This window comes from Pseudomonas fluorescens group sp. (assembly GCF_020093335.1).
Lineage (GTDB): Bacteria > Pseudomonadota > Gammaproteobacteria > Pseudomonadales > Pseudomonadaceae > Aquipseudomonas > Aquipseudomonas petroselini.
Window position 1 is genome coordinate 1 of the sequence record NZ_JAIOKW010000036.1, and the last position, 23,943, is coordinate 23,943.

The window sequence follows — 23,943 nt, forward strand, 5'->3', positions numbered from 1 at the left end:
CACCCCCGCCTCTCCGCCGCCGCCGTGCTCGGCCTTGCCGTGGGCCTCCTGGCGCCGGCCGACACCCTCGTCAGCAAAATCCTCATCGGCTGGAACGCCGGGGTCTGGACTTATCTGGTGCTGATGCTGTGGCTGACCCGCCGCGCCAAGGCCGAGGACGTGAAGCGCATCGCCGAGGTCGAAGATGAAAACGCCGGGCTGGTGCTGTTCACGGTGTGCATCGCGGCCATCGCCAGCCTGGCGACCATCACCTTCGAACTGGTCGGCAGCAAAGACCTGGCCACCTCCGAACGCCTGCTGCACTACGGCTTTACCGGGCTGACGGTGATCGGTTCATGGCTGCTGATCGGGGTGATTTTCAGCGTGCATTACGCCCGCCTGTATTACACCTGGGACGGCAAGGAGCCGGCGCTGCGCTTCGCCGAAGGGCTGCTGACCCCCAACTATTGGGACTTCCTGTACTTCTCCTTCACCATTGGCGTGGCGGTGCAGACCTCGGATGTAGGCGTGGCCACCCGGGGCATGCGCAAGGTGGTGCTGGGGCAATCGCTGATCGGGTTTCTGTTCAACACGGCGATCCTGGGTTTCTCGATCAATATCGCCGCCGGGCTGTTCGGCTGATGCTGCACAAACCTTCTAGACGCCCACCCAGCGCTGGGCGCTAATAGCCTCACGTATTTCGCCTCGGTGAATCATGGCCGCGCACAATTGGATCGATCTGTCCCAAGACGCCGACACCGGCATCGAGACCCTGCGCGCGCATTTTGAGGGTCATGCCTACGACCCCCATTGGCATGACAGCTACCTGATCGGCGTCACCGAACAAGGCGTGCAGCAATTCAATTGCCGCCGCACCCGCCACCACAGCGTGCCCGGCCAGGTGTTCCTGGTGGAACCCGGCGAACTGCATGACGGCGATGCGCCCACCGCTGGCGGCTTTACCTACCACATGCTCTACCTCGACCCACACTGGCTGGCGCGGGAAGTAAGCGCAGTGTTCGAAGAAGCACCGCAGGGCAGCCAGCTGAGTTTCACCAGCACCTTGACCAGCGACCCGCGCCTGGCCCTGGCCACCAGCCAGGCCTTCCGGACCCTGCACAGCGGCGAACTGCGCATCGTGCGCCAGCGCGCCATGGACCAATTGCTGGAACGCCTCACCGGCCAACTCTACTGGCGCACCCGCTACCGCGAAGACCCACGTCTGCCGCTGGTGGCGCACAAGGCCCGGGAATACCTGCATGCCCATCTGCAGGTTGACGTGGGCATGGACGAACTGGCCCTGGCCTGCGGCGTCGACCGCTTCCGCCTGACCCGCGCATTCAAAAGCGCGTTCGGCCTGCCGCCGCACGCCTACCTAGTACAGCTGCGCCTGGCGCGTGCCCGGCACTTGCTGGCCAGGGGTGAGCAACCGGCGGAGGTGGCGATTGCCCTGGGGTTTGCTGATCAAAGCCATTTAGGACGCTGGTTTGTGCGTGCCTACGGCCTCACGCCCGCCGCGTACCGCAAGCGCTGCTCAAATCTTCCAGACAGATGACACGCCGGGCAGTGAAGATCGACTCCATCGATTGGTTTTTCGGAGTCACCTGCCATGTTGTCATTTATGTTGTTCGCCTTTGTCGCCTCCATCACTCCCGGCCCTACCAATATCCTGGTGCTGAGTAACAGCGCGCGGTATGGATTGAAAGCCACGCTGCCCATCATTCTCGGCGCCTGCTTCGGGGCGGCGGGCCTTGTATTGCTGGTGGGGACCGGCTTGGGCCAGTCACTGGCGCACTGGCCCAACGTGCAAATGGCGCTGCAATGGATGGGGGTCGCCTGGCTGAGCTACCTGGCCTGCCAGATCTTCAGAGCGCCCGCACAGGCCATCGAAGTGGCTGCAAGCGAAAAGCCTCTTGGCCTGATCGGCGGCGCCAGCCTGCAGTTGATCAACCCGAAAACCTGGATGATGGCGCTCGCGGTGGTGAGTGTATTTGCCGGCCACGGTGCCGAGCACCAGAGCCAGGTGGTGTACTTATCCCTGGTGTTTTGCCTGATATCGATGCCCTGCCTGGGGACGTGGGCGCTGTTGGGTGCAGGCGCCTCGCGGGTGTTCCGGTCGGCCACCGCCATGCAACGTCTCAACCAAGGCATGGCCTTGCTGCTGTTAGTCGCGACTTGGTTGAGTGTGCTGGTCTGAACATACCGGTCATCTGGCATTGCCCTTCGTCTTCTTGACGACTTTCCTCATTTAATGGTCTCCTGAAACCGGTTTCAGTCATTCCAATAAAAAATAGAAGGTCGATGACCGTGAACAACTTTTCCGCCGCCCAGCGCAGCCGCGTGACCATGCTCGACGTCGCCGAGCACGCGGGCGTGTCCAAAGCCAGCGTGTCGCGCTTTATCGGCGATGACCGCGCCCTGCTCTCCGACGCCATCGCCCTGCGTATCGAACACGCCATCGAAGAACTTGGCTACCGCCCCAACCAGATGGCCCGTGGCTTGAAGCGCGGCCGCACCCGCCTGATCGGCATGCTGGTGGCCGATATCCGCAACCCCTATTCCATTGCCGTGATGCACGGCGTCGAAACCGCCTGCCGCCAGCACGGCTACAGCCTGGTGGTGTGCAACACCGACCGTGATGACGAGCAAGAGCGCCAGCACCTCGCCGCGTTGCGTTCGTACAACATCGAAGGGCTGATCGTGAACACCCTCGGCCATCACCTCGACCAACTGTTGGAACTGCAACGGGAAATGCCCCTGGTGCTGGTGGACCGCAAGGTCGAGCCGCTGCACAGCGACCTTGTCGGCCTGGACAACCCGGCAGCAGTGCGTATGGCGGTGGATCACCTGGAGCAACAGGGTTATCGCCATGTGCTGCTGGTGAGCGAAGCCCCCGATGGCACCAGCTCGCGGTTGGAGCGCCTGGACAGTTTCAAGGCCGAGATTGCCCGCCGCCCGGCACTGACTGGTGCGGTGCTGGAACTGGATGGCGAATTGGAAAATCGTCTGGAAACCTTTCTCGCCAACGCCGGCCCCAAGGCCCTGTTTTGCGCCAACGGCGTGGCGGCGCTGACCTGCACCCGAGCCCTGAAAAACCTGGGCTGCAACCTGTTCGAGGATGTCGGCCTGATCGCCCTGGATGACCTTGATTGGTACCCGTTGGTAGGCAATGGCATCACCGCCCTCGCCCAGCCGACCGAGGCCATCGGCGCCACCGCGTTCGACTGTTTGCTCAAGCGCTTGCGCGGCGACACTGAGCCGACCCGCACCTTGGATTTCTTGCCACGACTCATCATCCGAGGCTCAACCCAACTCCCCGTGGAAGTCGGGCTTGCTCGCGATGACGGTGCTTCAGGCAAGCACCTGGCCACCTGACACACCGCCATCGCGGGTAGGCCCAGCGCCCACTTGTTAATTTTGCGCACAAAAATGAAACCGGTTTCAGAGGTAAACAACAATGCATAAGTACCCCGTCTCCATCAGCCTTTCCAGCTACGGCGCCGACCTTGTCCGCCAGCAGGGCCAATTGAGTTTTGTCGCGCTGCTGACGGCCGCCGGCGCCCAACGTATCGAATGGCGTGAAGAATTGCTGACCGTCGAACACCCCCACGAACTGGCCCAGGCCGCTGCTGAGCAGGGTCTGGAGTCGGTGTTCTCATCGCCCCTGGAACTGTGGGTCGCCGGCCGCGCCCAACCGAATGCCGAGCTGGGCGCGACCCTGGACCGCGCGCAGGCCTTTGGTGCGCGCTGGCTCAAGGTGTCCCTCGGTTATTTCACCGACACCAATGACCTGGAAAGCCTGCACGCCCTGCTCAACCGCCACCCGGTCCGACTGCTGGTGGAAAACGACCAGACTTTGCACGGCGGTCGGATCGAGCCGATGCAGCGTTTCTTCACCGCAGTCGAGCGCCTCGGTTTACCGGTGAAGATGACCTTCGATATCGGCAACTGGCAGTGGCAGGACCAGTCCGCCCTCACCGCCGCGCGCCTGCTGGGCCGGCATGTGGATTACCTGCACTGCAAGGCCGTGGCGCGCCGCGCGGACGGCAAGCTGGTGGCCCTGCCGCCTGGCGCCACCGACCTGCATCTGTGGGAACAACTGCTCAAACACATGACTCAAGGTATTACCCGGGCGGTGGAATTTCCGTTGCAGGGCGATGACCTGGTCGCGGTCACCGCGCAGCAAGTTGCCGCCCTCGCCCTGCTGGGCCAACCCCGTGCGGAGAATGCGCATGTCTGAGATCGATATCCTCTCGTTTGGTGAAACCATGGCGATGTTCGTCGCCGAGCACACCGGCGACCTCGCCCAGGTCGGGCAGTTTCACAAACGCATTGCCGGGGCCGACAGCAACGTCGCCATCGGCCTGTCACGCCTGGGCTTCAACGTGGCCTGGCTGAGCCGGGTGGGCAATGACTCCCTCGGGCGTTTTGTGGTCGACACCCTGAGCAAGGAAGGCCTGGATTGCCGGCATGTGGCGGTCGACCCGTTGCACCCCACAGGCTTTCAGCTCAAATCCCGCGAAGACGCCGGAGACGATCCCCAGGTGGAGTATTTCCGCAAGGGTTCGGCGGCCAGCCACTTGTCCGTTGCCGCGATCAGCCCAGCCTTGCTGAAAGCCCGCCACCTGCACGCCACGGGCATTCCGCCGGCGTTGTCCGAAGCGACACGCGAATTGTCCGTCGAGCTCATGACGCAGATGCGCAAGGCCGGGCACAGCGTATCGTTCGACCCCAACCTGCGGCCATCGCTGTGGGCCAACCAGCAGACAATGATCCGCGAAATCAACGCCCTCGCCGGCCTGGCCGACTGGGTCCTGCCGGGGCTGGGCGAAGGCCGTTTGCTCACTGGTCTCGATGACCCGGCCGACATCGCCGCGTTCTACCTCGACCAGGGCGCCGAAGCCGTGGCGATCAAGCTCGGCCCGGACGGCGCCTACTACCGCACCCAGATGGACCAAGGCTTTGTCGCCGCCGTACGCGTGGAAAACGTGGTGGACACGGTCGGCGCCGGCGACGGTTTTGCCGTGGGCATGATCAGCGCCCTGCTGGAAAACCTCAGCTTCCGCGAAGCGGTACAGCGCGGCAACTGGATCGGCAGCCGCGCCGTGCAGAGCCGCGGCGACATGGAAGGCCTGCCCAAGCGTTCAGAGTTACCCAGTCGATCCGTTGCATAACTCACACCCTGTTGCCACAACTACAACAAGCTCAGGAGCAACCCCATGGACACCGTGAAACTCGCCACCCGCCGTTGGTGGTACATCATGCCCATCGTTTTTATCACCTACAGCCTGGCGTACCTGGACCGCGCCAACTACGGCTTCGCCGCCGCCTCCGGGATGGCCGAAGACCTGATGATCACCCCCGGCATGTCGTCGTTGCTGGGGGCCCTGTTTTTCCTCGGTTACTTTTTCTTCCAGGTGCCGGGGGCGATCTACGCGCAAAAGCGCAGCGTGAAAAAGCTGATTTTCGTCAGCCTGATCCTCTGGGGCGGCCTGGCCACCCTGACCGGTGTGGTCTCCAACGCCTACATGCTGATCGTGATTCGCTTCATGCTCGGCGTGGTCGAAGCCGCGGTGATGCCGGCGATGCTGGTGTACCTGTGCCACTGGTTCACGCGTGCCGAACGTTCGCGCGCCAATACCTTCCTGATCCTCGGGAACCCGGTGACCATGCTGTGGATGTCGGTGGTCTCGGGCTACCTGGTGCAGCATTTCAGCTGGCGCTGGATGTTCATCATCGAAGGCCTGCCGGCGGTGCTGTGGGCGTTTATCTGGTGGAAGCTGGCCGATGAGCGTCCAAAGGATGCCAAGTGGCTCAGTGACAGCGAAAAGCACAACCTGGAAACCGCCCTGGCCGCCGAACAGGTGGGCATCAAGGCGGTCAAGAACTACGCCGAAGCCTTCCGCTCGCCCAAGGTCATCATCCTGGCGCTGCAGTTCTTTTGCTGGAGCATCGGCGTGTATGGCTTTGTGCTGTGGCTGCCGTCGATCCTCAAGGCCGGCTTGCAGATGGACATGGTCGAAGCCGGCTGGCTGTCGGCGCTGCCTTACCTGGCGGCGGTGATCGGCATGCTGCTGGTGTCGTGGGGCTCGGACAAGCTGCAAAAACGCAAACGCTTTGTGTGGCCGCCGCTGCTGATCGCCTCCATCGCGTTCTATGCCTCCTACGCGCTCGGCGCCGAACACTTCTGGTGGTCCTACACCTTGCTGGTGATTGCCGGCGCGTGCATGTACGCGCCTTACGGGCCGTTTTTCGCGATTGTCCCGGAAATCCTGCCGGCCAACGTCGCCGGGGGCGCCATGGCGCTGATCAACAGCATGGGCGCCCTCGGGTCGTTCGGCGGTTCGTACCTGGTGGGTTACCTCAATAGCAGCACCGGCTCGCCCGGCGCTTCGTACCTGCTGATGAGCGGCGCGTTGATGCTGTCGGTGGTGCTGACGATTTTTCTCAAGCCCGGCGCCAGTGACCGCACGCCGGAGCCAAACCTGAAATTGAAGGTAAAGACCGCATGAAAAAGTCTGTCGTGTTGTACAAAAAACTCTCCGCGCCGCTGATGGCCCGCCTGCATGAGCAGGCCGAGGTCACGCTGATCGAAGCGCTGGACGACACCGGCCTGGCCAAACTGCGCGATGCCCTGCCTTACGCCCACGGGTTGCTGGGTGCGAGCCTACGCCTGGATGCGCAACTGCTGGACCTGGCACCGCAACTCGAAGCGATCGCCAGCGTGTCGGTGGGCGTCGACAACTACGCTATCGACTACCTGACGGCACGCGGCATCCTGCTCAGCAACACCCCGGACGTGCTCACCGAAACCACCGCCGACACCGGCTTTGCCTTGATCCTGGCCACTGCCCGCCGCGTGGTCGAACTGGCCGATATGGTGCGCGCCGGCCAGTGGAGCAAGAACATCGGCCCGGCGCATTTCGGCAGCGACGTGCACGGCAAGACCCTGGGCATCATCGGCATGGGCCGCATCGGCGAAGCCCTGGCCCAACGCGGGCATTTCGGATTTGGCATGCCGGTGATCTACCACAGCCATTCACCCAAACCGGCGGTGGAGGCCCGTTTTGGCGCGCAGTACCGCAGCTTGAACGACCTGTTGCAACAGGCCGACTTTGTCTGTCTGACGCTGCCGCTCACCGCGCAGACCGAGAAGCTGATTGGCGCCGATGAGTTCGCGCGGATGGGCCCGGAAACGATCTTTATCAATATCTCGCGGGGCAAGGTGGTGGATGAAGCTGCGCTGGTAGAGGCGTTGCAACAGCGCACGATCCGGGCGGCGGGGTTGGATGTGTTTGAGAAGGAACCACTGGATCACGATTCGCCGTTGTTGCGCTTGAACAATGTGGTGGCCACGCCGCATATCGGCTCGGCCACCCATGAGACGCGCGAAGCGATGGCCACGTGTGCGGTGGATAATCTGTTGCAGGCGTTGGCCGGGGAAAAACCGAAGAATCTGGTCAATCCAGGGGCCTGGGAGCAGTAGCGCTGACACAACACAGAGCAAATGTGGGAGGGGGCTTGCCCCCGATGGCGGTGTATCAGTCAACCAATGTCTAGCTGACACATTGCGATCGGGGGCAAGCCCCCTCCCACATTTTGACCCTATTTCGGGTCAGATAACGAACCTGGCCACCATCCCATTCAAATCCACCGCCAGCCGCGACAGCTCATGGCTGGCCGCGCTGGTCTGGTTGGCACCCGCCGCCGACTGAGTCGCCAGGTCGCGGATGTTCACCAGGTTGCGGTCAACTTCACGGGAAACCTGGGCCTGTTCTTCCGACGCGCTGGCAATCACCAGGTTGCGTTCGTTGATCAGGCTGATGGACTGCGTGATCTGCTCCAAGGCGACGCCGGCGGCGCGGGCCATTTCCAGGGTGCCCTGGGTGCGCTGGTTGCTCTGCTGCATGGACTGCACGGCTTCACCGGTGCCGTTCTGGATACCGGCGACCATTTTCTCGATCTCCTGGGTCGACTGCGCGGTGCGATGGGCCAGGGCCCGCACTTCGTCGGCGACCACCGCAAACCCACGCCCGGCTTCACCGGCACGTGCCGCTTCAATGGCGGCGTTGAGCGCCAGCAGGTTGGTTTGCTCGGCAATCGCGCGGATCACGTCCAGCACTTTGCCGATGTCACGGCCTTGGGTGGCCAGGCCTTCGATCATCGCCGCCGTGTTCTGCACGTCCAGGGTCATGGTCTGGATCGCGCCGACGGTTTCCATCACGCGGTCGCGGCCTTCGCGCGCAGCTTGGTTGGACTGCCCGGACGCTTCGGAAGTCGACACCGCATTGCGTGCCACCTCCTCCACGGCCGCCGTCATCTCGTTGACCGCCGTGGCCGCCTGGTCGATTTCATTGTTCTGTTGCTGCAAGCCTTTGGAGGCCTCTTCGGTGACCGCGCTCAGCTCTTCAGCCGCAGACGCCAACTGGGTGGCCGATCCGGCGATGTGCTGGATGGTCTGGCGCAAGTTGGCTTGCATGGTGGACAAGGCACTGAGCAACCGCGCCGGTTCGTCCTTGCCGTCGTCTTCGATGATTTTGCTCAGGTTGCCACCGGCGATGGTTTCGGCCACTTCCACGGCTTTGCGCAGTGGGGTGACGATGCTGCGGGTGAGCAACCAGGCCAGCAACACGGTGAGCAATGCGGCGGCCACCGAGACCACGATGACGCCGGTGATGGCGCCCTGGTAACTCTGCCCGGCTTCAGCGTCGGCTTGCTTGGCATCCGCCGCATTGAGGGCGATCAGTTTGTTCAACTGCTCGCCCATCTGGTCGGTGCCGTCCTTGATCCGTGTATTGATCAAGGCGCGCATTTCATCCACCTTGCCTTGCTTGGACAGCACCAGCATATCGGCCTGGGCCTTGAGGTAGTTGTCCAGGGTGGTGACAAACGTCTTGTACAGCGCCGCCTCCTCCGTCCCCATAGGCAACGCCGCATAGCCGGCCTGGGCGGTTTTCACCTTGTCCGCCAGCACGCCGATGCGGGTTTCGGCTTCCTGCAGGCCGGCGGGTTCGCGGTTGACCAGTACACGGAACGACAGGATGCGCAGGCGTAATACGTTTTCCGTGATGTTGCCGAGGAAGGTCACGCTAGGCAGTTGCGTGGCGCTCATGTCCACCGAGGACTGACGGATCTGCGTCATGCGGTTGACCGCAAACACCCCCAGTAAAATCACTAACAACGCAATGAAGGCGAAACCGAGAAACGCTCGAGGGGCAATATTCAGCTGACGGAGGGACATAGGCGGGGTGCTCTCAGAAATTGTGTTTGCGAGCGTCCCTGCCGCGAAACGATCCGTCAGCGTCAACGCGCTGCCCAGACCTTGGTCACCACTGTTGTCATTGGAATGTGGGCCTATAAGCGTTATCGGCCGGGCCTTGGATTTTGCGCAGGGGGTTTATAAATATTTATTTACACTTCTGAGCATAGGCAGTTTCTGGCATCCTGCGCCTCCCTTTTCTGACCCGAGCCCGCATTTTGTCTGACGCTCAAGCCCCCCGCCCGCGCTATAAATCCGACTTGATCTACGGCCTGGAAGACCGCCCGCACTTCACCGCAGCGGTTTTTGCCGCGTTGCAGCATGTGCTGGCCAGTTTTGTCGGCATCATCACCCCCACGCTGATCGTCGGTGGCGTGCTCGGCCTGGAAAGCGAAGTGCCGTACCTGGTGAGCATGGCGCTGTTTGTGTCGGGGCTCGGCACCTTCGTGCAGGCGCGCACGTTCGGTCCGATCGGCTCCGGGCTGTTGTGCCTGCAGGGCACCAGTTTTTCCTTTATCAGTGTGATTCTCAGCGCGGGCTTCATGGTCAAGGCCCGCGGCGGCGGCACCGATGAGATCCTCTCGACGATTTTCGGCATCTGCTTTTTCGCCGCCTTTATCGAAGTGGCGCTCAGCCAGTTCATCGGCAAGCTGCGCAAGCTGATCACCCCGGTGGTCACCGGCACCATCATTACCTTGATGGGCTTGTCGTTGATCAAGGTGGCGGTCACCGACATGGCCGGCGGCTTTGGCGCCAGCGACCTCGGCGCCGCGAGCAATATGGGGCTGGCGGCGCTGGTGCTGCTGACGATCGTGGTGCTCAACCGCTTCAACAACCCGTTCCTGCGCCTGGGTTCAATCGTGATTGGCCTGACGTTGGGCTTTGTTGTGGCCTGGCTGTTGGGCCGTGTGGACATGGCGGCGTTGCCCCAGGTGCCATTGATCAGCGTGCCGGTGCCGTTCAAGTACGGTTTCTCGTTCGACTGGGTGGCGTTTATCCCGGTGGCGGTGATCTTCCTGATCTCGCCCCTGGAAGCGGCCGGTGACCTGACCGCCAACTCGATGATTTCGCAGCAGCCGGTCAAGGGCCCGCTGTACATCAAGCGCATCAAGTCCGGCCTGCTGGCCGACGGCCTCAACTCGGCGATGGCCGCCACCTTCAACAGCCTGCCGATGGTGACCTTCGCCCAGAACAACGGCGTGATCCAGTTGACCGGCGTGGCCAGCCGCTACGTGGCGTACTTTATCGCCGGTCTGCTGGTGCTGCTGGGCCTGTTCCCGATGATCGGCGCGGTGTTGCAACTGATGCCCAAGCCGGTGCTGGGCGGCGCCACGTTGATCATGTTCGGCACCGTGGCCGTGGCCGGGATCAAGATCCTCGCCGAAGCCGGGCTGCACCGGCGCAATGTGCTGATCGTGGCGATCTCCCTCGGCATGGGCCTGGGTGTCGCCGCCGTGCCGGAAGTGCTGCGCGAGCTGCCCAAGGCGCTGCATAACATCTTTGAATCGCCGATCACCGTGGGCGCGTTCTGTGCAATCCTGCTGAACATTTTCCTGCCGGAAGAGTTCATAGAGCTGGAAGAAGATGAATTTGATCCGGAGTCCTCTACCCTCAAAGTCATGCAGGACCCGGACGTCACGAAATAGGAGCACTTTTAGATGCGCAAGCTCATGGTTCTATCGCTGTTGCTGCTGACCCTGAGCGCCTGCGCCCTGTTCCCCAACCGCGACCCGGTGAATATCAACGTGGTGGGCATCGAGCCCCTGCAAAGCCAGGACTTGGAAGTGCGCTTCGCCGTGAAGCTGCGGGTGCAGAACCCCAATGAAACGGCAATCGACTACAACGGCGTGGCCCTGGACCTGGAGGTCAATGGCCGGCCGCTGGCGTCAGGTGTGAGTGATCAGAGCGGCTCCATTCCACGCTTTTCCGAGACGGTTCTGACGGTGCCGGTCAGTGTTTCGGCATTCTCCGTGTTACGTCAGACCCTGGGCCTGAGCCAGACCCAAAGCTTGAACAACCTGCCCTACGTGCTGCGAGGCAAACTGGCGGGCGGGCTGTTCGGTACGATGCGCTTCGTCGACCGTGGGACGCTGGACCTGCCGAACACCGCGACGTGGTAAAGCCGCCTGAAATCGATCTTGTGTAACCTGTGGCGAGGGAGCTTGCTCCCGTTGGGCCGCGAAGCGGCCCCGGCTCTTTACTTGAAAGACTGGGACTGCTGCGCAGTCCAACGGGAGCAAGCTCCCTCGCCACAGGTACACTATTCGCCCTTAAGTGACTGGCATCAGGGCTTACCCCCCTCCCACATTTCGACCGTGTGTCAGTCAGTGACAAAGCGCACGCCCGGCTTGGCGCGCTCGTCCACGACCAACTCGAACACATCCGGCCGGGCGTAGTGGCCCACCACGTCATAGTCGTAACGCGCACGCACCAGGTCGTCCGTGTTGATCTGTGCCGTCAGCAGCCCGGCTTCGCCCTGCAACGGTCCGGCGAGGATGTCGCCCATGGGGCCGATGATCACGCTGCCACCAGCGATCAACGGGCGCTCAGCCGGCCAGTTGGCAACCTCGACGCCCAACGCCTGCGGCGATGCCTGCACCTGGCACGCACTCACCACAAAACAGCGGCCTTCATGAGCGACATGGCGCATGCTCACTTGCCACATCTCGCGCTCGTCCACGGTCGGCGCGCACCAGACCTCTACGCCCTTGGCGTACATTGCCGTGCGCAGCAGCGGCATCATGTTTTCCCAGCACACCGCACCGCCGATACGCCCCACCGCCGCGTCGATCACCGGCAACGTCGAGCCATCGCCCTTGCCCCAGATCAACCGCTCGGTGCCGGTGGGCATCAGCTTGCGGTGCTTGGCCACCAAGCCACCGATGGGTTCGAAGTACAACACCGTGCAGTAGAGGGTGCTGCCGCTGCGCTCGATCACGCCGAGTACCAGGCTGGCGCCGGTACGGGCGGAAAAACCGGCCAGCGCCTCGGTCTCCACGCCGGGTACGTCGATCGCGTTGGCAAAGTAGCGCGCATAGGCTTCGCGGCCTTCGGGCAGGCGATAACCCAGTTGCGTGCCGAAGCTTTCGCCTTTGGGATAGCCACCGAGCAGCGCCTCGGGCATCACCACCAATTGCGCGCCACTGCGCAGGATCTCCGCCTCGTAGCCAAGGATTTGCGCCAAGGTCTCGGCTTTGCCACCCGGCAACGCGCCTATCTGTAAAGCGGCCACAGTAGAAACAGGCATCACACACACTCCGAATAATAGGGTTGCCCATTCTCCGGCCAGCCTCGATCATGAATAAAGCCCACTTCAATGCTGAATGATATGAGCCACATGAATATCGCAAACGTTGACCTGAACTTACTGAAAACCTTCGAGGCCCTGCACGATGAGTCCAGCGCCAGTCGTGCGGCGCTGCGCCTGGGTGTGACGCAATCGGCGATCAGTGCCGGCCTGCGGCGTTTGCGCGATGTGTATGGCGACCCGCTGTTTGTGCGCACCGGCCGGGGCCTGGCGCCGACCTTGCGCGCCAATCAGTTGAAACCGGTGATCAGCGAAGCGCTGGACCGTTGTCGGCAAAGCCTGGCGATGATCGATCCACAGACCCCGCACTATCAGGGCCGCGCCGTGGTGGTGGGGTTGTCGGATGATTTCGAGATCGCTTACGGCCGCCGACTGATGGAGGCCATCGCGCAGCGCCTGCCGAAACTGCGGGTGATTTTCCGTCAGACCCACAGCCAGATCGTCGGCAACGCCCTGCTTGATCGCAGCCTGGATATGGCGATCACGGCGGGAGGTTTTGCCGAACGCCGGCTGAGTCGGCGGGTGCTGGGAGAAGGCGATTACGCTTGCCTGGTCGACCCCAACAGCCTGGCGCCGGGCCAGCAAGGCATCAGCCTGCACGAGTTCGTGACACGCGAGCATGTGCTGGTGTCGTCAGGCGGGTTTGTCGGGATTACCGATGAGGGGCTCGCGGCGCTGGGGCTGAGCCGCCAGGTGTGTGCGTCGACCAGCCACTTTGCCGCGCTGGCATTTCTGCTCAAGGGCAGCCAGGCAGTGGCGACCATTCCGGGGCATGCCGCCGAGGCCATCGCCAGCCTGACAGGCTTGCGCACACTGCCCTGCCCGCTGGCACTGCCGCGTTACCCGGTGGAACTGGGGTGGCTGACCCAGGCCCAACTGGATCCGATGCTGCTCAAAGTGCGCGAGGCGATTGTCGCCAGCTTTACTTCGCCGCCGCCATCAACTTGTTGACCTCACTGCGCACCATGTTGGAGAACTCCGGCGGCGACATGCCGTCCAGCTCCGCACGGACCCATTCGGCCCACTTGCCCTTGCGTTTGGCACGCTCGCCGAACAACCGCGCCGCCTCACCCTTGGCCTTGCCCAAGTTGGTTTGCCACAGGTCGTAGAGACGGGACTTTTCATCTTCCAGCTCGGCGCGTTCGGCGAGGGTCTTGTTGGCCAGATTGAAGCTCATGTTGAATTACCTGCTGCACAAATAGGCGACATCTTACACTGTAGGTCGAAATTTCTTGATTCGGATTGCAGCTGAAAAGGCTGCCGGGCAAAAAAACTGCAACTTTTGCCTCAGCCCGAGACTCCATTGTTCACTGCCACCTTTACCTGCAAGGAGTCACACAATGGCCCGTAAATCTGCCGCGCAAGCCGTCGAAGAACAAATCAAGGATCAAGCGTTCAGTGAGCTGACTGCACTGATCGAGGAATCGGACAAACTGCTCAAAAGCAGCGCCTCCCTGGTGGGCGAAGAAGGCGAAACCCTTCGCGAGCAGGTCGCCATCAAGCTCAAGCAAGCCCTGGACTCGGTGTCCAATGTGCGCGAGCGCAGCAAGCCTGTGGTCGATGCGACCGAAACCTACATCGGTGGCCATCCATGGCAGACCGTGGCCATTTCTGCAGGCTTTGGCCTAGTGGTCGGCCTGTTGTTGGGCCGCCGTAACTGATCCACGTTTGCCCGCGAGGGTGCCGCCCGGCGCCCTCGCGATCATGTGCATCATTCCCCCGCCAATCGGTACAAGTTCGCCACGTCTTCGGCGCCAATGGCGATCCCGTTTTCCTTGGATTTTTCTCGCTGGCGATGACGTCGGTCACCCGGCAGACGCTTGAGCCCCACGCCGTGCATCTGGCGCACCAATTCCTGGCTGCGTTCGGCAAAGCCCTGCCCGGCCGATTTGCTGGGGTCGATCAGAATCACCAGCTGTCCGGTCCACGGCGTCCTGGCGCCTGGGTGGCCTGACCAATCAAACTCGAACGAAAAATTACCCCCGGTCAGCGCTGCAGCCAGCAGTTCGACCATCATCGACAACGCTGAGCCTTTGTGCCCGCCGAAGGGCAGCAAGGCGCCCCCCTCAAGGATGGCTTTCGGGTCTTGGGTGGGCTGGCCGAGGCTGTCCACGCCCATGCCCAGTGGCAAACGTTCACCCTTGCGCGCGGCAATCTGCACGTCGCCGTGGGCGATTGCGCTGGTGGCCAGGTCGAACACCAACGGTGGCCCGTCGGCACGGGGCGCAGCGAATGCAATCGGGTTGGTGCCAAACAGCGGCCGGTCGGCGCCATGCGGCACCACGCAGGTCATGCTGTTGACCACGCTGAGCGCGACAAGGCCTTCTTCGGCAAACGGCTCGACATCCGGCCAAAGGGCGGCGAAGTGATGGGAGTTTCGGATCGCCAGCACCGCAATCCCGGCGCTGCGTGCCTTGTCCACCAGCAGCGCGCGCGCGGCGTGCAGCGCCGGCTGTGCAAAACCATTGGCAGCATCGACCCGCACAAACCCACTGGCGACGTCTTCAACGATGGGCACCGCCTTGCCGTTGACCCAACCACTGTCCAGCGTCGACACATAACCGGGGATGCGGAACACCCCATGGCTATGGGCACCGTCGCGCTCGGCGTTGGCGCAGTTTTCGGCCAATACCTGGGCCACTGTTTCAGAGGTGCCGTGGCGGATAAAGATCCGCCGCAACAGCTGGGTCAACTGCGCACTGCTGAGCCGCGTGAGCGAAGGTTCTTGATCCAAAGGCGATGCTGACATCTGTAGCTCCCGTTTAATTATTGGAATCGGCAACTGCGTACGAACAATCGGCACCCTCGATTAAACAGGGTTTCCCTCGCGGCTGTCGACCACCGCGCGCCGCGCGCACCAGACATATCTACTGCCGGGCCGCTGTACCGCGCTTTAGCCTCAAGACTCACCGGACGGGGCCGTCGCACCGTCTGAACGTCTTTAAGGAACGCCTCATGAGCCAGGTACAACCGCCTTACTTTTTTACCGAAGCCTTGCGCACAGGCTGGAAGGAACGCGAACGCGAACGGCACTTCAGCATCACCGCCAAGGACATCGGGTTTCTGCGCAACCTGTCATTCGCCACCGACGCCACGCGACGCGCGCAAGAACCGCCGATGATCGCCCAAGCCCTCTGGCTGAACAAAAACACCCCGTCGGCGCTGGAGCTGGCGGGCAGCTTCATGATGAGTTCGACAGGCGACTACACCCCGGCGTTTCTCTATACGCCCTACGGAGGTTTGGAGAAGTTCGATAACCGTGCACGCTTGCTCGTCGAGCTGACCGAACGACTCAGGGACGCCACACAAGCGGATGACCTGTTGCAGTTCATCGCGTTGGGCACACGCGCCGGCTTGATCCTGGACAACCGCCTGGTGCTGACGGCCGAGGATATTGCACAGGATGTTTTCCAGGCGCAAAAAAAAGCCCTGGACCACCAGCAAACGCTCAACCTGCAGGCGGTGCTCGCCGAGCTGGTTAAACTGCCCAGCCTGGAGACGATGCTTCAGGACCTGCTCAAAAGCGTGTTTCGCCCACTCCTGCCCACGCTCGATCCCAGCCGCGCGCGGGTCAACTTTTTCAAGGTGGGGCCCACCGACGGTGAACCTCGACAATGGGTCAATTCGCTGCCGATCACCGATGCACTGCTGTTGCGCTATCGTCAGCAGGCTTGGCCCGTGGGGCAGACACGTGAGTTTTTCCATCCCCAATACACCCCCGTATCCAAAGCACTGACCCCGTGGGAAAACGGCCTGGAACAGGCGTCACGGCAGTTGTCGTCGTTCTTGCAAAACACCTTGGAGACTTTCTGGAATACCGACACGCCACACGGCACCTCGCGTCGCACATTCCTGGCACAAACGATGGCGCACAAGGCCCGGATCGATCTACTGCTCAAACGCCAGGACGCGATCATCACCCCTGAAGAAGCGGATGAACTGGCCGCCCTGTTCCTCCCTGACGGTGTTCCGCGCGCCCAGGCCAGTGGCGGGCTGCGCTGGGAGACCGTGCGGTTCTGGGAACACGCGGCGCATGGTGTCGAGTTGACCAGCTGCGTGATGATTGGCAACGCCCACACCTGGTTTTACTCGCCGCCCAAAGGGCTGCAAGTGCTGGCCGACCACGCCGACCTGATCCAGACCTTGAAGGCGATGGTGAAGGCGCCCGCCTATGAAGACGATGTCTACAACTTTATGTCCCTGGAGGAGCGCCTGCTGTTTATCGGCTTTACCGAGCCTCAGGTCACCGGCAATCTCATCGTCGGCAACGTGTTCGAACACTTGATGGAACGCATCATTGATAAGCAGGTAAACAACCTGATCTATGTGCTCGGCCAGTTCCGTCGCGAACGCGGCGATATCAACCTCTCGGCGCTGCTGGACCATGCCCTGGACGTGCGCTTCATGGTCGACGACCGGCTTCTGGCGCTGGACAGCGCACAGCGCTGGACCACTCACTCCGTATTGGCCGACCCCACGCGGCCGGTGTCGGCCGCCGCCAAGCGCGCAGAACGGCTGTACAAACAACTGATTGATATCCCAAAGGCACTGGAAGACCTGATGAAGCCATTGCCCTCGGTCATGGACCCGCTGATCGATAACTTGAGACAGCGTGAGCGCCAACAGCTCGATCCGGCACGGGTATTCATCAATCGCTACGCTGACAGCGCCGACCAGCGTGCCGTGGCGTTGCCTCTGGAAAGCCAAAGCCTGGAGGATCACTTCATCGGCCGCCTGGCCGAAGGTCTCGGACCGGTTCCCGAGACCCGTCATTACGGCGTTTATCAGCCACGCAACGGCAATCATGCCGAGAAACTGTCCAACCTGGACGTCAAGGCCCTCAATCGGATGGTCGAGGGCGTGCTGACTCATTTTAAACACCAGGACATCGGCGACATTCCCCGTGCACGCCTTGAAAGCCTGTTGCCGCTGATGGGCGACATGATGTCCAAGGCAATATTGAGCCAGGCGCACCTGCGGCGCCTGAACAAGAGCTTGGACGCCAGGGACGAGTCGATCATTCAGGCCGTTTTTGACAGCGACACTCCCGACCGCCGTCGACGGGAGGACCTCCAAGGGTTCATCCCGGATGTCTACTGCGTCACCGTCGAACGTGAAGGGCAAAGCCTGCGCCACCGCTTGGCCAATTGCCTGATGCTCACCGAACGCGGCGGCCTGGACCACCATCACTCGGGCCGCGCGATTCTCTGGACCCCGGCGTGGGGCCTGGAAAGCTTCGCGTCCCCGTCGCTAGCGAAAGAACAACTCAAGGCGCGGCTGGAAGATCCCGACGCACGCCTGGCGCTCCTGGAAAACCTTGACCCGCGCCAACGCCTGCCCCATGCCAGATATACCTTGGGGGCGTTCTGGCTGATCACCGAGCCCATCAGTGAAAACCGCCAGCAGTCGTGGATCGACCACTACATCGCACAAAGGGCGCATTGGCTAACACAGAAGCCGACCGGCAAGGCATTCTTGAATCGTTTAGCCGTGCTTCCCGCGTCGCCCCTGGAGGGCGCCGCGCAGCTCGCGCATTATTTTGTCACGCAACGCTCGCTGCCGGCCTGGTTGGGCATGGCGCCACCTGAAGAGCAGCGCCACCATGCCGAGTTGCTGGAACAATACCGACGCAACACCCTGGATGAGAAAGACTACCTGTATGAGCTGTTCTCGTTGCGCCAGCATGTCCACGACACGCTCAGCGACATGCTGGTGGACTACACCCTTTACCCCGAAGACGTGTTTATAACGCCAACACTTGCGTTGGGGGGGCAGCGGCAGAACCTCGTCGATTACGCCCTGGCGCACATCAACGAGCAGGCGAGTTCCTTCACCGTGGAATCGGGCGCCAAGACCCTGACCGAATCGACTGTCCGCCAACTCCTCGCGAACTTGAAGATTGCCAAGGACGGTCAGGACCGTCTCAAGGAAAAAATGGAAACCGACCAACCGGGCGCCCAGGCGCGTGAGCGGCGTTTCGTCCAGCAATTGCCGTGGCAGCTGTTGCAACACGCCCATGCGCTGAAACTGCAGGAGCAGTTATCGGACGCCGGCTACACCCTGATTCGCCAGGTATTCGACATGCCGGACGCCATCGCGCGAGCCGCCGTCGACGGTGCCACGGCGAGTATTCGCCCCCTTGAAATGATTGCGACACCTCGCGCCAGCATCGCCAAGGCGCTGGGCCTTTATCTGATCAGTGCCGGCACCACAGGCCCGTTGATTCTCTATGCGCCGTACTACCCAAGCCACTGTTTCAAGGAGTTCGAGAGCACGGCGCAGTTTCTCAACCAACTGAATGTACCCGGCAGGCTGCAAGACTGGATCGTTGCCCACCTGCTGGGTGCGCACAAGGCCACGTATAAAAACCTGCTGGCGGGTACCAAAGGTGCGACATCGGAAATCACCTTGGCCAATCAGCCGATCAAGGGCCACGCCATCAAACAGCTGTACCAGGACAACCGGCAGGTGATGGGACGCATGCTTGAGCATCAGCTTGACCCTGATGGCCAAGACTTCTGGGACACCATCAAGCACCTGTTGAGCAGCGGCGTGCAGCGCGCGGCAAGGTTCTTACCGGGCAAACTGCAGCTACCCTTGCTGATCTGGCAGAGCTACACCCTGTTCAAGGACTCGGCCGAGGCACTGCAACAGCACCATTGGCAGGATGCACTGCGCTCGTTCATCTTCGGTGTTGCGCGAATGGCGACGGTGGAGCAATTAGTGCGCACGCCGGTGCCCAAGGCGCAACCGCCGGTGTTCAACGAGGTGGATGAACGCGACCTGAAAACCCCTGCAGCCCCGATCGCGCCAACGCTCACGGACATCGACGTGACAGACCCCAGGCGTACGCGCCTGCAATCCTACGAAGTCAACGATGTGGCCTTGGCGGACTTGCACATACAGCCGAAAACCGGGCTCTACGCCACCTCCGATGGCAAAGCGCTCTACGGCGCAGTGGAAGGTAAGGTCTACCCGATCAAACACGCCAAGCGACTGCGAATAGCCGGCAAAGCCCCCGGCAGCGACGGCCCTCTGGTGTCCAGTACCCGTCTGCAGCGTCTGGTCCTGGAGCCGCACAATCACAGGCTGCAATACGGCAAGGCGCTTTCGCGACTGGGTAATCGCTACGTGACCCGCTTTAACGCAAAGATGTTCTTGAACATCGAAGCGACGGGTATGGAAGAGATTCGCCGCCTGTATCCCACCAAGGCCATGCAGATCATCGAAGCGCTGGATCTGGCGCGTTTCTATGCGTTCAACGCCATGCACAACCTGGTGCAACTCAAGCAGCTGACACCCGGTACCCGCCTGGAGGGGTTCCTGAGGCAATTGTTCGACGCCGACAACATCGACGAAAGCATGCTGAAAAAAATGAGAAAAGTCCTGATCCCGGTGTGCAAAGCCCTGGTGGACCCCAGCCTTGATCTGTTGAACAGCTCACGGTTCGTGGTGGGCACCGGCAGTGATCCCTCTGAAGGCGTGATAGCGTTCGTCATCGCCAAAGACCAGAGCAAGCAAGTGTTTTTCACCGAACGGTTTTTTGATCAACAACTGCACCAATACACCCATTTATTGACCGAACCGTTCGACATTGACGGCCATGCGCGAGCGGCCACGCTGATTCACGAGTTCGCCCATCTCTACACGCCCGCCCACGATATCAGCACGGCTGAATCACGCCGGCCGTTCTCGGACCTGATCGAAATCTTGACCGTGACCGGCAGGCTCGCCCGCGACAGTTTGCAGCAGATACAGCGCGAAGCCCTGTCATTGGCCACCCCGCGTCACCAGCTGTTCTCACGCTGGAACGACTTCTCGGGCATGTGGGAGAGCTTCGACTCTACGGACTCCGATGACCCCATCTTCAAAGCCGTCCAAAAGTCCACGGGCAGTACGACTGTGGAAGATGCGCGCGACGCGTTTCTGGACAGCACATCACCGGACGCCCGCATTGACACGATTCTGTGCAACGCCGACTCCATCGCCCGTCTTATCTGTGAGATGGGACGCCATCTCGACCCTATACCGACGACACCTTGAACCTAGGAGACTGGACACGCCAATTAATGAGAATAAGTGCTATATGGCAGGTTTCAACCGCTGTCTCGCCTAAATTCGTTCAACATTGATGTGCAATCGCCATGACCGCTGTTCTCGTCACGGGCCCGTGAAGTTAGAATGTGGGAAATCAGGATGGGTCAATGCGCGAACAGTCTCTATCAGAAGCCGAATATGACGCGATCACCGATGCCGCTGCGCATTGGTGCATGCGCATGCACGCCGTTGACTGCACGGAGGGCGAACGTCAGGCGTTTACCCAATGGCACGATGCCCATCCGCTGCATGCCTTTGAATATGCGGCCATGCTCGAAATCTGGGACGTCGCCGACCACCTGCCACGCCAAGAACCTGCGCCAGTGGTGGTGCCCTTCAAGCCCCGCAGCCGGGCGCGTACCTACGCAGTGGCAGCGGCGATTTGCCTGGTCGCCCTGCCCCTCGCCGCTTTTACCGGCTGGGAAGCCGGTTGGTTGCCCAGTTCCTATGAGCGCTTCGACGCCACCACGGGTTTACGCCAGGTCACCCTGGGCGATGGCAGCCAGGTGGAGCTCAACCTCGGCACCGAGCTGGTCTACAGCAACTACAAGGACCAGCGCCGGGTCACGCTGAACAAGGGCGAGGCGTTCTTCAAGGTCAGCCATGACAACGCCCACCCGTTTATCGTGCGCGCCGGCAATGGCCAGGTACGCGTCACGGGTACCCAGTTCAACGTGTGGAAATACGAAGACCAGGTACGGGTGATGCTGCTCGAAGGCTCGGTACAAATCGCCAGCGACGCAGTACACGGCAGCGTGCCCCTCACGCCCGGCATGCAGGCCAGCTATCAGCAGGGTGACGCCACGCCTCGCGTGCAGCCGATCAACCCGGACGACACCGCACTGGCCTGGCGCCAGGGCAAGCTGATCCTCGACAACCTGGCCCTGGCCGATGCGTTGCCGCTGATCAATCGTTACCTGAGCAAACCGGTGATGCTGGCCGACGCCAGCACCGGGGCGATCCGCATCGGCGGCATCTACAACATCAACGAGGTCAACAACCTCGTGCCCTCCCTGCCCAAGGTGCTGCCGGTCTACCTGACCCAGAACCAAGACGGCAACCCCGTACTCAATTCCATCCCGCGTAAAGCCCCTAAAGGCTGAGTCTTCGCCCTCCGGCGTAGGCTTGCGCGCGCCCGAAGTGTCCGTTTTTTTTACACCTGCATGCCCTGAACCGCCCACGGTGAGCGCGTTCATCGTTTTGTCATGCGCGGTGTTTCAACGCTGATACAGGGAGGTGAAGCGGTTGTGCAGTGGCTGGGTAGCCTGGGCTTTAAGGGTCGCTGTCTCACGGCTGATACAGTGCGGCCATCATTTTGCCTCGCATTAAACGCAACCCATTGAATAACCAAGATAAATAAAAAGCGGCACGGCTTCTGCTCTCTCCCTTACAACGCTGTTTAGGGTCAGCGTGAAGAATAAGGAATGCCGCCGTGATCACACTCACTCAAGGTTCGATGAACGTACTGCTGGTCAGCTGTGTACTCAGCGCCAGCATCAGTCTTCCGACCCTGGCAGCTGACGGCGTGATCGTGACCGGCCGCGACGTACAAGGGCACATGTACGGTCGACCTTCATTCGGTAAAGACCCCTACCCCACCACCGCCAACGCCAATCCAAGCCACGAGATCCTTGGTTCCACGGGTGAGCTCAGTGACATGGACATCGGTGGCATCGCCAGCGGCTCGGGCATTACCCGCGCCATCCTGCCCAACGGAAACATTCCGGGCCTGAACAACACCCAAAACAGTGTCTCAACACTCGGTTCCGGCTCAGCCGCCGGTCACGGTGCCGGGGCTTCCGTGGGTGGGCAGATCAGCGATTCGATCCAGCGTGGCATGGCGCCCTTGAACAACATCGGCAGCATGATGGGGGGCAAATAATGAACCGTTCCCTGCTCCTTCTGGCCCTGCTGGGCAGTGCCTCGGCGATGGCCGACAACACCGCGGTGATCAACAACAGCGGCCAAGCCTACAACGGCAACGTGATGATCAACCAGGCGGCGGGCAACCAGCAGCAAACCGCCAACAACCGCGCCGTCGCACTCGGTGGTCAGGGCACCACCCGCAATATCCAGAACATGAACGGCAAGGTCGACCCCTCTCTGGCCGCCAAGGCAGCGATCGAGGGCACCTCTTTTACCAATGGCAACGGCATGTTGGGCATCAACCAGTCAGCCGGGGCCAATAACCAATCAGTCAATGCCGTGCGGATCAGCATCAACCCTGGTCCGCAAGCCATAGACGACAGCGTCCTGTTGCAACAGAACACGACGACGCTGGCAACCGACTCAGGGCTCACCCCCACCACTGGCAGCCGCCAGGTCGTGACAAGCGACCAGGCCTTCACAGGCAGCCGAGGAGTGATTCAGGTGAACCAGAGTGCTGGGGTGGGGAACCGAGTGGCTAACACCCTGGGCATCACTATCAAGTAACAGCTTGGTAGCACTGGCTAGACCGTACCAACACTTAACCAACTAATTAGAAGCAAGGAGAAACACCATGAAACCTCAAATGGCCCTGAAACCACTGGTTTTCGCTCTCGCCGCCCTGATGGCTGCTGCTGCTCAAGCAGGTGGTGGCTGGCATCCTGCGCCTCAACCAACCGGTGTGGTTGCCTCCGTGGTCACGGATGTACAAAACAGCGTCGGCAACAAGTTTGACGACACCAAAACCGAAAACAACGCCTCTGCCGATGGCTCGGTGACCGGCAATAGCGGTAACGTCGGTGTGAACGTTCAAGCCGGCAGCGGCAACCAAGCCGACAACTCTGGCGCGATTTCCAGCGCCAAAGGCGACTTCGCCACCGTATTTGCCGTGGTCGATGTGAATCAAAACAGCGGGCTGAACAACTTCGTCAACAAAGGCACGCAAAACAACGCCTCCCTGGACAACTCGGCTAACGGTAACTCCGGCAACCTGGGCTACAACGGCCAGGCCGGTCAAGGCAACCAAGGCAAAAACAACCTGGCGATCACCACGGCTGATGGCAAAAACATCGCAGCGGCCGCCAACACCGAGCAAAACTCGCTCGCCAACAACTACCTCAATACCGCGGCTACCGGGTACGGCCATCACGGCGGCAAACCTCAGTACGTGTCCAACAACTCCAGCCTCGACAACTCGGTTAACCGCAACTCCGGCAACGTGGGTGTGAACCTGCAATCCGGTGCCGGCAACCAAGGCAGCAACAGCCTGTCGATCGGCCAGGGTTGCAGCGTCTGCGCCAGCGGCGTGCGCTTCTGATCCAAAGGGGCCTTGGCAACAAGGCCCTTTTTTACTCCCTGTTTTTTATATCAGTAG

General features: G+C 61.5%; 21 protein-coding genes. 17 read left to right on the forward strand and 4 right to left on the reverse strand.

The features are described from left to right. The 8 genes from K7431_RS25105 to K7431_RS25140 form a co-directional block, all read left to right on the forward strand. On the forward strand, positions 1-621 hold a 621-nt coding region (locus K7431_RS25105), incomplete at its 5' end, for a DUF1345 domain-containing protein (RefSeq protein ID WP_224265954.1). 73 nt (positions 622-694) lie between these two features. After that, positions 695-1,534, forward strand: a complete 840-nt coding sequence (locus K7431_RS25110; protein ID WP_012723906.1) for an AraC family transcriptional regulator — start codon at positions 695-697, stop codon at positions 1,532-1,534. A 54-nt stretch (positions 1,535-1,588) separates the two neighbouring features. Continuing rightward, entirely contained in the window at positions 1,589-2,176 is a 588-nt protein-coding gene (locus tag K7431_RS25115) for a LysE family translocator (RefSeq protein ID WP_012723905.1), read from the forward strand. A gap of 110 nt (positions 2,177-2,286) precedes the next feature. Then, a complete protein-coding gene (locus tag K7431_RS25120) occupies positions 2,287-3,354 on the forward strand; it encodes a LacI family DNA-binding transcriptional regulator (protein WP_085983649.1) in 1,068 nt (355 codons plus the stop codon). A gap of 82 nt (positions 3,355-3,436) precedes the next feature. Then, entirely contained in the window at positions 3,437-4,219 is a 783-nt protein-coding gene (locus K7431_RS25125) for a sugar phosphate isomerase/epimerase family protein (RefSeq protein ID WP_012723903.1), read from the forward strand. Then, positions 4,212-5,153: a sugar kinase gene (locus K7431_RS25130; RefSeq protein ID WP_012723902.1), complete on the forward strand. Its 942-nt coding sequence runs from the start codon at positions 4,212-4,214 to the stop codon at positions 5,151-5,153. Before K7431_RS25125 ends, K7431_RS25130 begins: the two co-directional genes overlap by 8 nt. Positions 5,154-5,198: 45 nt before the next feature. Continuing rightward, positions 5,199-6,491, forward strand: coding sequence for an MFS transporter (locus K7431_RS25135; protein ID WP_012723901.1), 1,293 nt, complete (start codon positions 5,199-5,201; stop codon positions 6,489-6,491). Beyond that, complete coding sequence (locus tag K7431_RS25140; RefSeq protein WP_012723900.1) at positions 6,488-7,465, forward strand: 2-hydroxyacid dehydrogenase; 978 nt, start codon at positions 6,488-6,490, stop codon at positions 7,463-7,465. The genes K7431_RS25135 and K7431_RS25140 overlap by 4 nt, the downstream gene beginning before the upstream one ends. A 129-nt stretch (positions 7,466-7,594) precedes the next feature. On the opposite strand, the gene K7431_RS25145 is transcribed toward K7431_RS25140, so the two are convergent. Continuing rightward, positions 7,595-9,220 carry a methyl-accepting chemotaxis protein gene (locus K7431_RS25145; protein ID WP_012723899.1) on the reverse strand — a complete coding sequence of 542 codons (1,626 nt, stop codon included), beginning with the start codon at positions 9,218-9,220 and terminating at the stop codon, positions 7,595-7,597. Between the two features lie 236 nt (positions 9,221-9,456). Between K7431_RS25145 and K7431_RS25150 the strand changes: the two genes are divergently transcribed. Further along, entirely contained in the window at positions 9,457-10,884 is a 1,428-nt protein-coding gene (locus K7431_RS25150) for a nucleobase:cation symporter-2 family protein (RefSeq protein ID WP_012723898.1), read from the forward strand. Positions 10,885-10,896: 12 nt separating this feature from the next. Further along, positions 10,897-11,358: an LEA type 2 family protein gene (locus K7431_RS25155; RefSeq protein WP_012723897.1), complete on the forward strand. Its 462-nt coding sequence runs from the start codon at positions 10,897-10,899 to the stop codon at positions 11,356-11,358. 200 nt (positions 11,359-11,558) lie between these two features. Here K7431_RS25155 and K7431_RS25160 read toward each other — a convergent pair whose 3' ends face one another. Continuing rightward, the gene (locus K7431_RS25160; protein WP_043205259.1) at positions 11,559-12,485 is read right to left on the reverse strand and encodes a carbon-nitrogen hydrolase family protein; all 927 of its coding nucleotides are present in this window, start codon (positions 12,483-12,485) and stop codon (positions 11,559-11,561) included. Between the two features lie 90 nt (positions 12,486-12,575). Here K7431_RS25160 and K7431_RS25165 point away from each other — a divergent pair, with 90 nt between their 5' ends. Beyond that, positions 12,576-13,496, forward strand: coding sequence for a LysR family transcriptional regulator (locus tag K7431_RS25165; protein ID WP_043206226.1), 921 nt, complete (start codon positions 12,576-12,578; stop codon positions 13,494-13,496). On the opposite strand, the gene K7431_RS25170 is transcribed toward K7431_RS25165, so the two are convergent. After that, a complete protein-coding gene (locus tag K7431_RS25170) occupies positions 13,468-13,722 on the reverse strand; it encodes a hypothetical protein (protein WP_003190904.1) in 255 nt (84 codons plus the stop codon). The two genes, K7431_RS25165 and K7431_RS25170, sit on opposite strands and share 29 nt — an antisense overlap. A gap of 163 nt (positions 13,723-13,885) precedes the next feature. Between K7431_RS25170 and K7431_RS25175 the strand changes: the two genes are divergently transcribed. Continuing rightward, positions 13,886-14,206 (forward strand): DUF883 family protein, encoded by a 321-nt coding sequence (locus K7431_RS25175; protein WP_010172915.1) that lies wholly within the window; start codon positions 13,886-13,888, stop codon positions 14,204-14,206. Between the two features lie 50 nt (positions 14,207-14,256). Here K7431_RS25175 and K7431_RS25180 read toward each other — a convergent pair whose 3' ends face one another. Beyond that, complete coding sequence (locus K7431_RS25180; RefSeq protein ID WP_012723894.1) at positions 14,257-15,294, reverse strand: Ldh family oxidoreductase; 1,038 nt, start codon at positions 15,292-15,294, stop codon at positions 14,257-14,259. Between the two features lie 206 nt (positions 15,295-15,500). On the opposite strand from K7431_RS25180, the gene K7431_RS25185 reads away from it, so the two are divergent. The 5 genes from K7431_RS25185 (at position 15,501) to K7431_RS25205 (ending at position 23,886) form a co-directional block, all read left to right on the forward strand. After that, the gene (locus tag K7431_RS25185) at positions 15,501-20,588 is read left to right on the forward strand and encodes a dermonecrotic toxin domain-containing protein (protein WP_012723893.1); all 5,088 of its coding nucleotides are present in this window, start codon (positions 15,501-15,503) and stop codon (positions 20,586-20,588) included. Between the two features lie 161 nt (positions 20,589-20,749). Beyond that, positions 20,750-21,745 carry a FecR family protein gene (locus K7431_RS25190; protein ID WP_043205257.1) on the forward strand — a complete coding sequence of 332 codons (996 nt, stop codon included), beginning with the start codon at positions 20,750-20,752 and terminating at the stop codon, positions 21,743-21,745. Positions 21,746-22,074: 329 nt separating this feature from the next. Next, the gene (locus tag K7431_RS25195; protein ID WP_012723891.1) at positions 22,075-22,524 is read left to right on the forward strand and encodes a hypothetical protein; all 450 of its coding nucleotides are present in this window, start codon (positions 22,075-22,077) and stop codon (positions 22,522-22,524) included. Beyond that, entirely contained in the window at positions 22,524-23,075 is a 552-nt protein-coding gene (locus tag K7431_RS25200) for a hypothetical protein (protein ID WP_012723890.1), read from the forward strand. The genes K7431_RS25195 and K7431_RS25200 overlap by 1 nt, the downstream gene beginning before the upstream one ends. A gap of 67 nt (positions 23,076-23,142) precedes the next feature. After that, positions 23,143-23,886 carry a hypothetical protein gene (locus K7431_RS25205; RefSeq protein ID WP_012723889.1) on the forward strand — a complete coding sequence of 248 codons (744 nt, stop codon included), beginning with the start codon at positions 23,143-23,145 and terminating at the stop codon, positions 23,884-23,886. Positions 23,887-23,943 lie beyond the last annotated feature (57 nt).

What these genes read in the sequence shown, in the direction of transcription:
- K7431_RS25170 (WP_003190904.1), bottom strand. Translation starts at nt 13,722, where the DNA reads ATGAGCTTCAATCTGGCCAACAAGACCCTCGCCGAACGCGCCGAGCTG.
- K7431_RS25125 (WP_012723903.1), top strand. Translation starts at nt 3,437, where the DNA reads ATGCATAAGTACCCCGTCTCCATCAGCCTTTCCAGCTACGGCGCCGAC.
- K7431_RS25130 (WP_012723902.1), top strand. Translation starts at nt 4,212, where the DNA reads ATGTCTGAGATCGATATCCTCTCGTTTGGTGAAACCATGGCGATGTTC.
- K7431_RS25165 (WP_043206226.1), top strand. Translation starts at nt 12,576, where the DNA reads ATGAATATCGCAAACGTTGACCTGAACTTACTGAAAACCTTCGAGGCC.
- K7431_RS25155 (WP_012723897.1), top strand. Translation starts at nt 10,897, where the DNA reads ATGCGCAAGCTCATGGTTCTATCGCTGTTGCTGCTGACCCTGAGCGCC.
- K7431_RS25175 (WP_010172915.1), top strand. Translation starts at nt 13,886, where the DNA reads ATGGCCCGTAAATCTGCCGCGCAAGCCGTCGAAGAACAAATCAAGGAT.
- K7431_RS25200 (WP_012723890.1), top strand. Translation starts at nt 22,524, where the DNA reads ATGAACCGTTCCCTGCTCCTTCTGGCCCTGCTGGGCAGTGCCTCGGCG.
- K7431_RS25135 (WP_012723901.1), top strand. Translation starts at nt 5,199, where the DNA reads ATGGACACCGTGAAACTCGCCACCCGCCGTTGGTGGTACATCATGCCC.
- K7431_RS25205 (WP_012723889.1), top strand. Translation starts at nt 23,143, where the DNA reads ATGAAACCTCAAATGGCCCTGAAACCACTGGTTTTCGCTCTCGCCGCC.
- K7431_RS25190 (WP_043205257.1), top strand. Translation starts at nt 20,750, where the DNA reads ATGCGCGAACAGTCTCTATCAGAAGCCGAATATGACGCGATCACCGAT.
- K7431_RS25140 (WP_012723900.1), top strand. Translation starts at nt 6,488, where the DNA reads ATGAAAAAGTCTGTCGTGTTGTACAAAAAACTCTCCGCGCCGCTGATG.
- K7431_RS25185 (WP_012723893.1), top strand. Translation starts at nt 15,501, where the DNA reads ATGAGCCAGGTACAACCGCCTTACTTTTTTACCGAAGCCTTGCGCACA.
- K7431_RS25145 (WP_012723899.1), bottom strand. Translation starts at nt 9,220, where the DNA reads ATGTCCCTCCGTCAGCTGAATATTGCCCCTCGAGCGTTTCTCGGTTTC.
- K7431_RS25110 (WP_012723906.1), top strand. Translation starts at nt 695, where the DNA reads ATGGCCGCGCACAATTGGATCGATCTGTCCCAAGACGCCGACACCGGC.
- K7431_RS25160 (WP_043205259.1), bottom strand. Translation starts at nt 12,485, where the DNA reads ATGCCTGTTTCTACTGTGGCCGCTTTACAGATAGGCGCGTTGCCGGGT.
- K7431_RS25180 (WP_012723894.1), bottom strand. Translation starts at nt 15,294, where the DNA reads ATGTCAGCATCGCCTTTGGATCAAGAACCTTCGCTCACGCGGCTCAGC.
- K7431_RS25115 (WP_012723905.1), top strand. Translation starts at nt 1,589, where the DNA reads ATGTTGTCATTTATGTTGTTCGCCTTTGTCGCCTCCATCACTCCCGGC.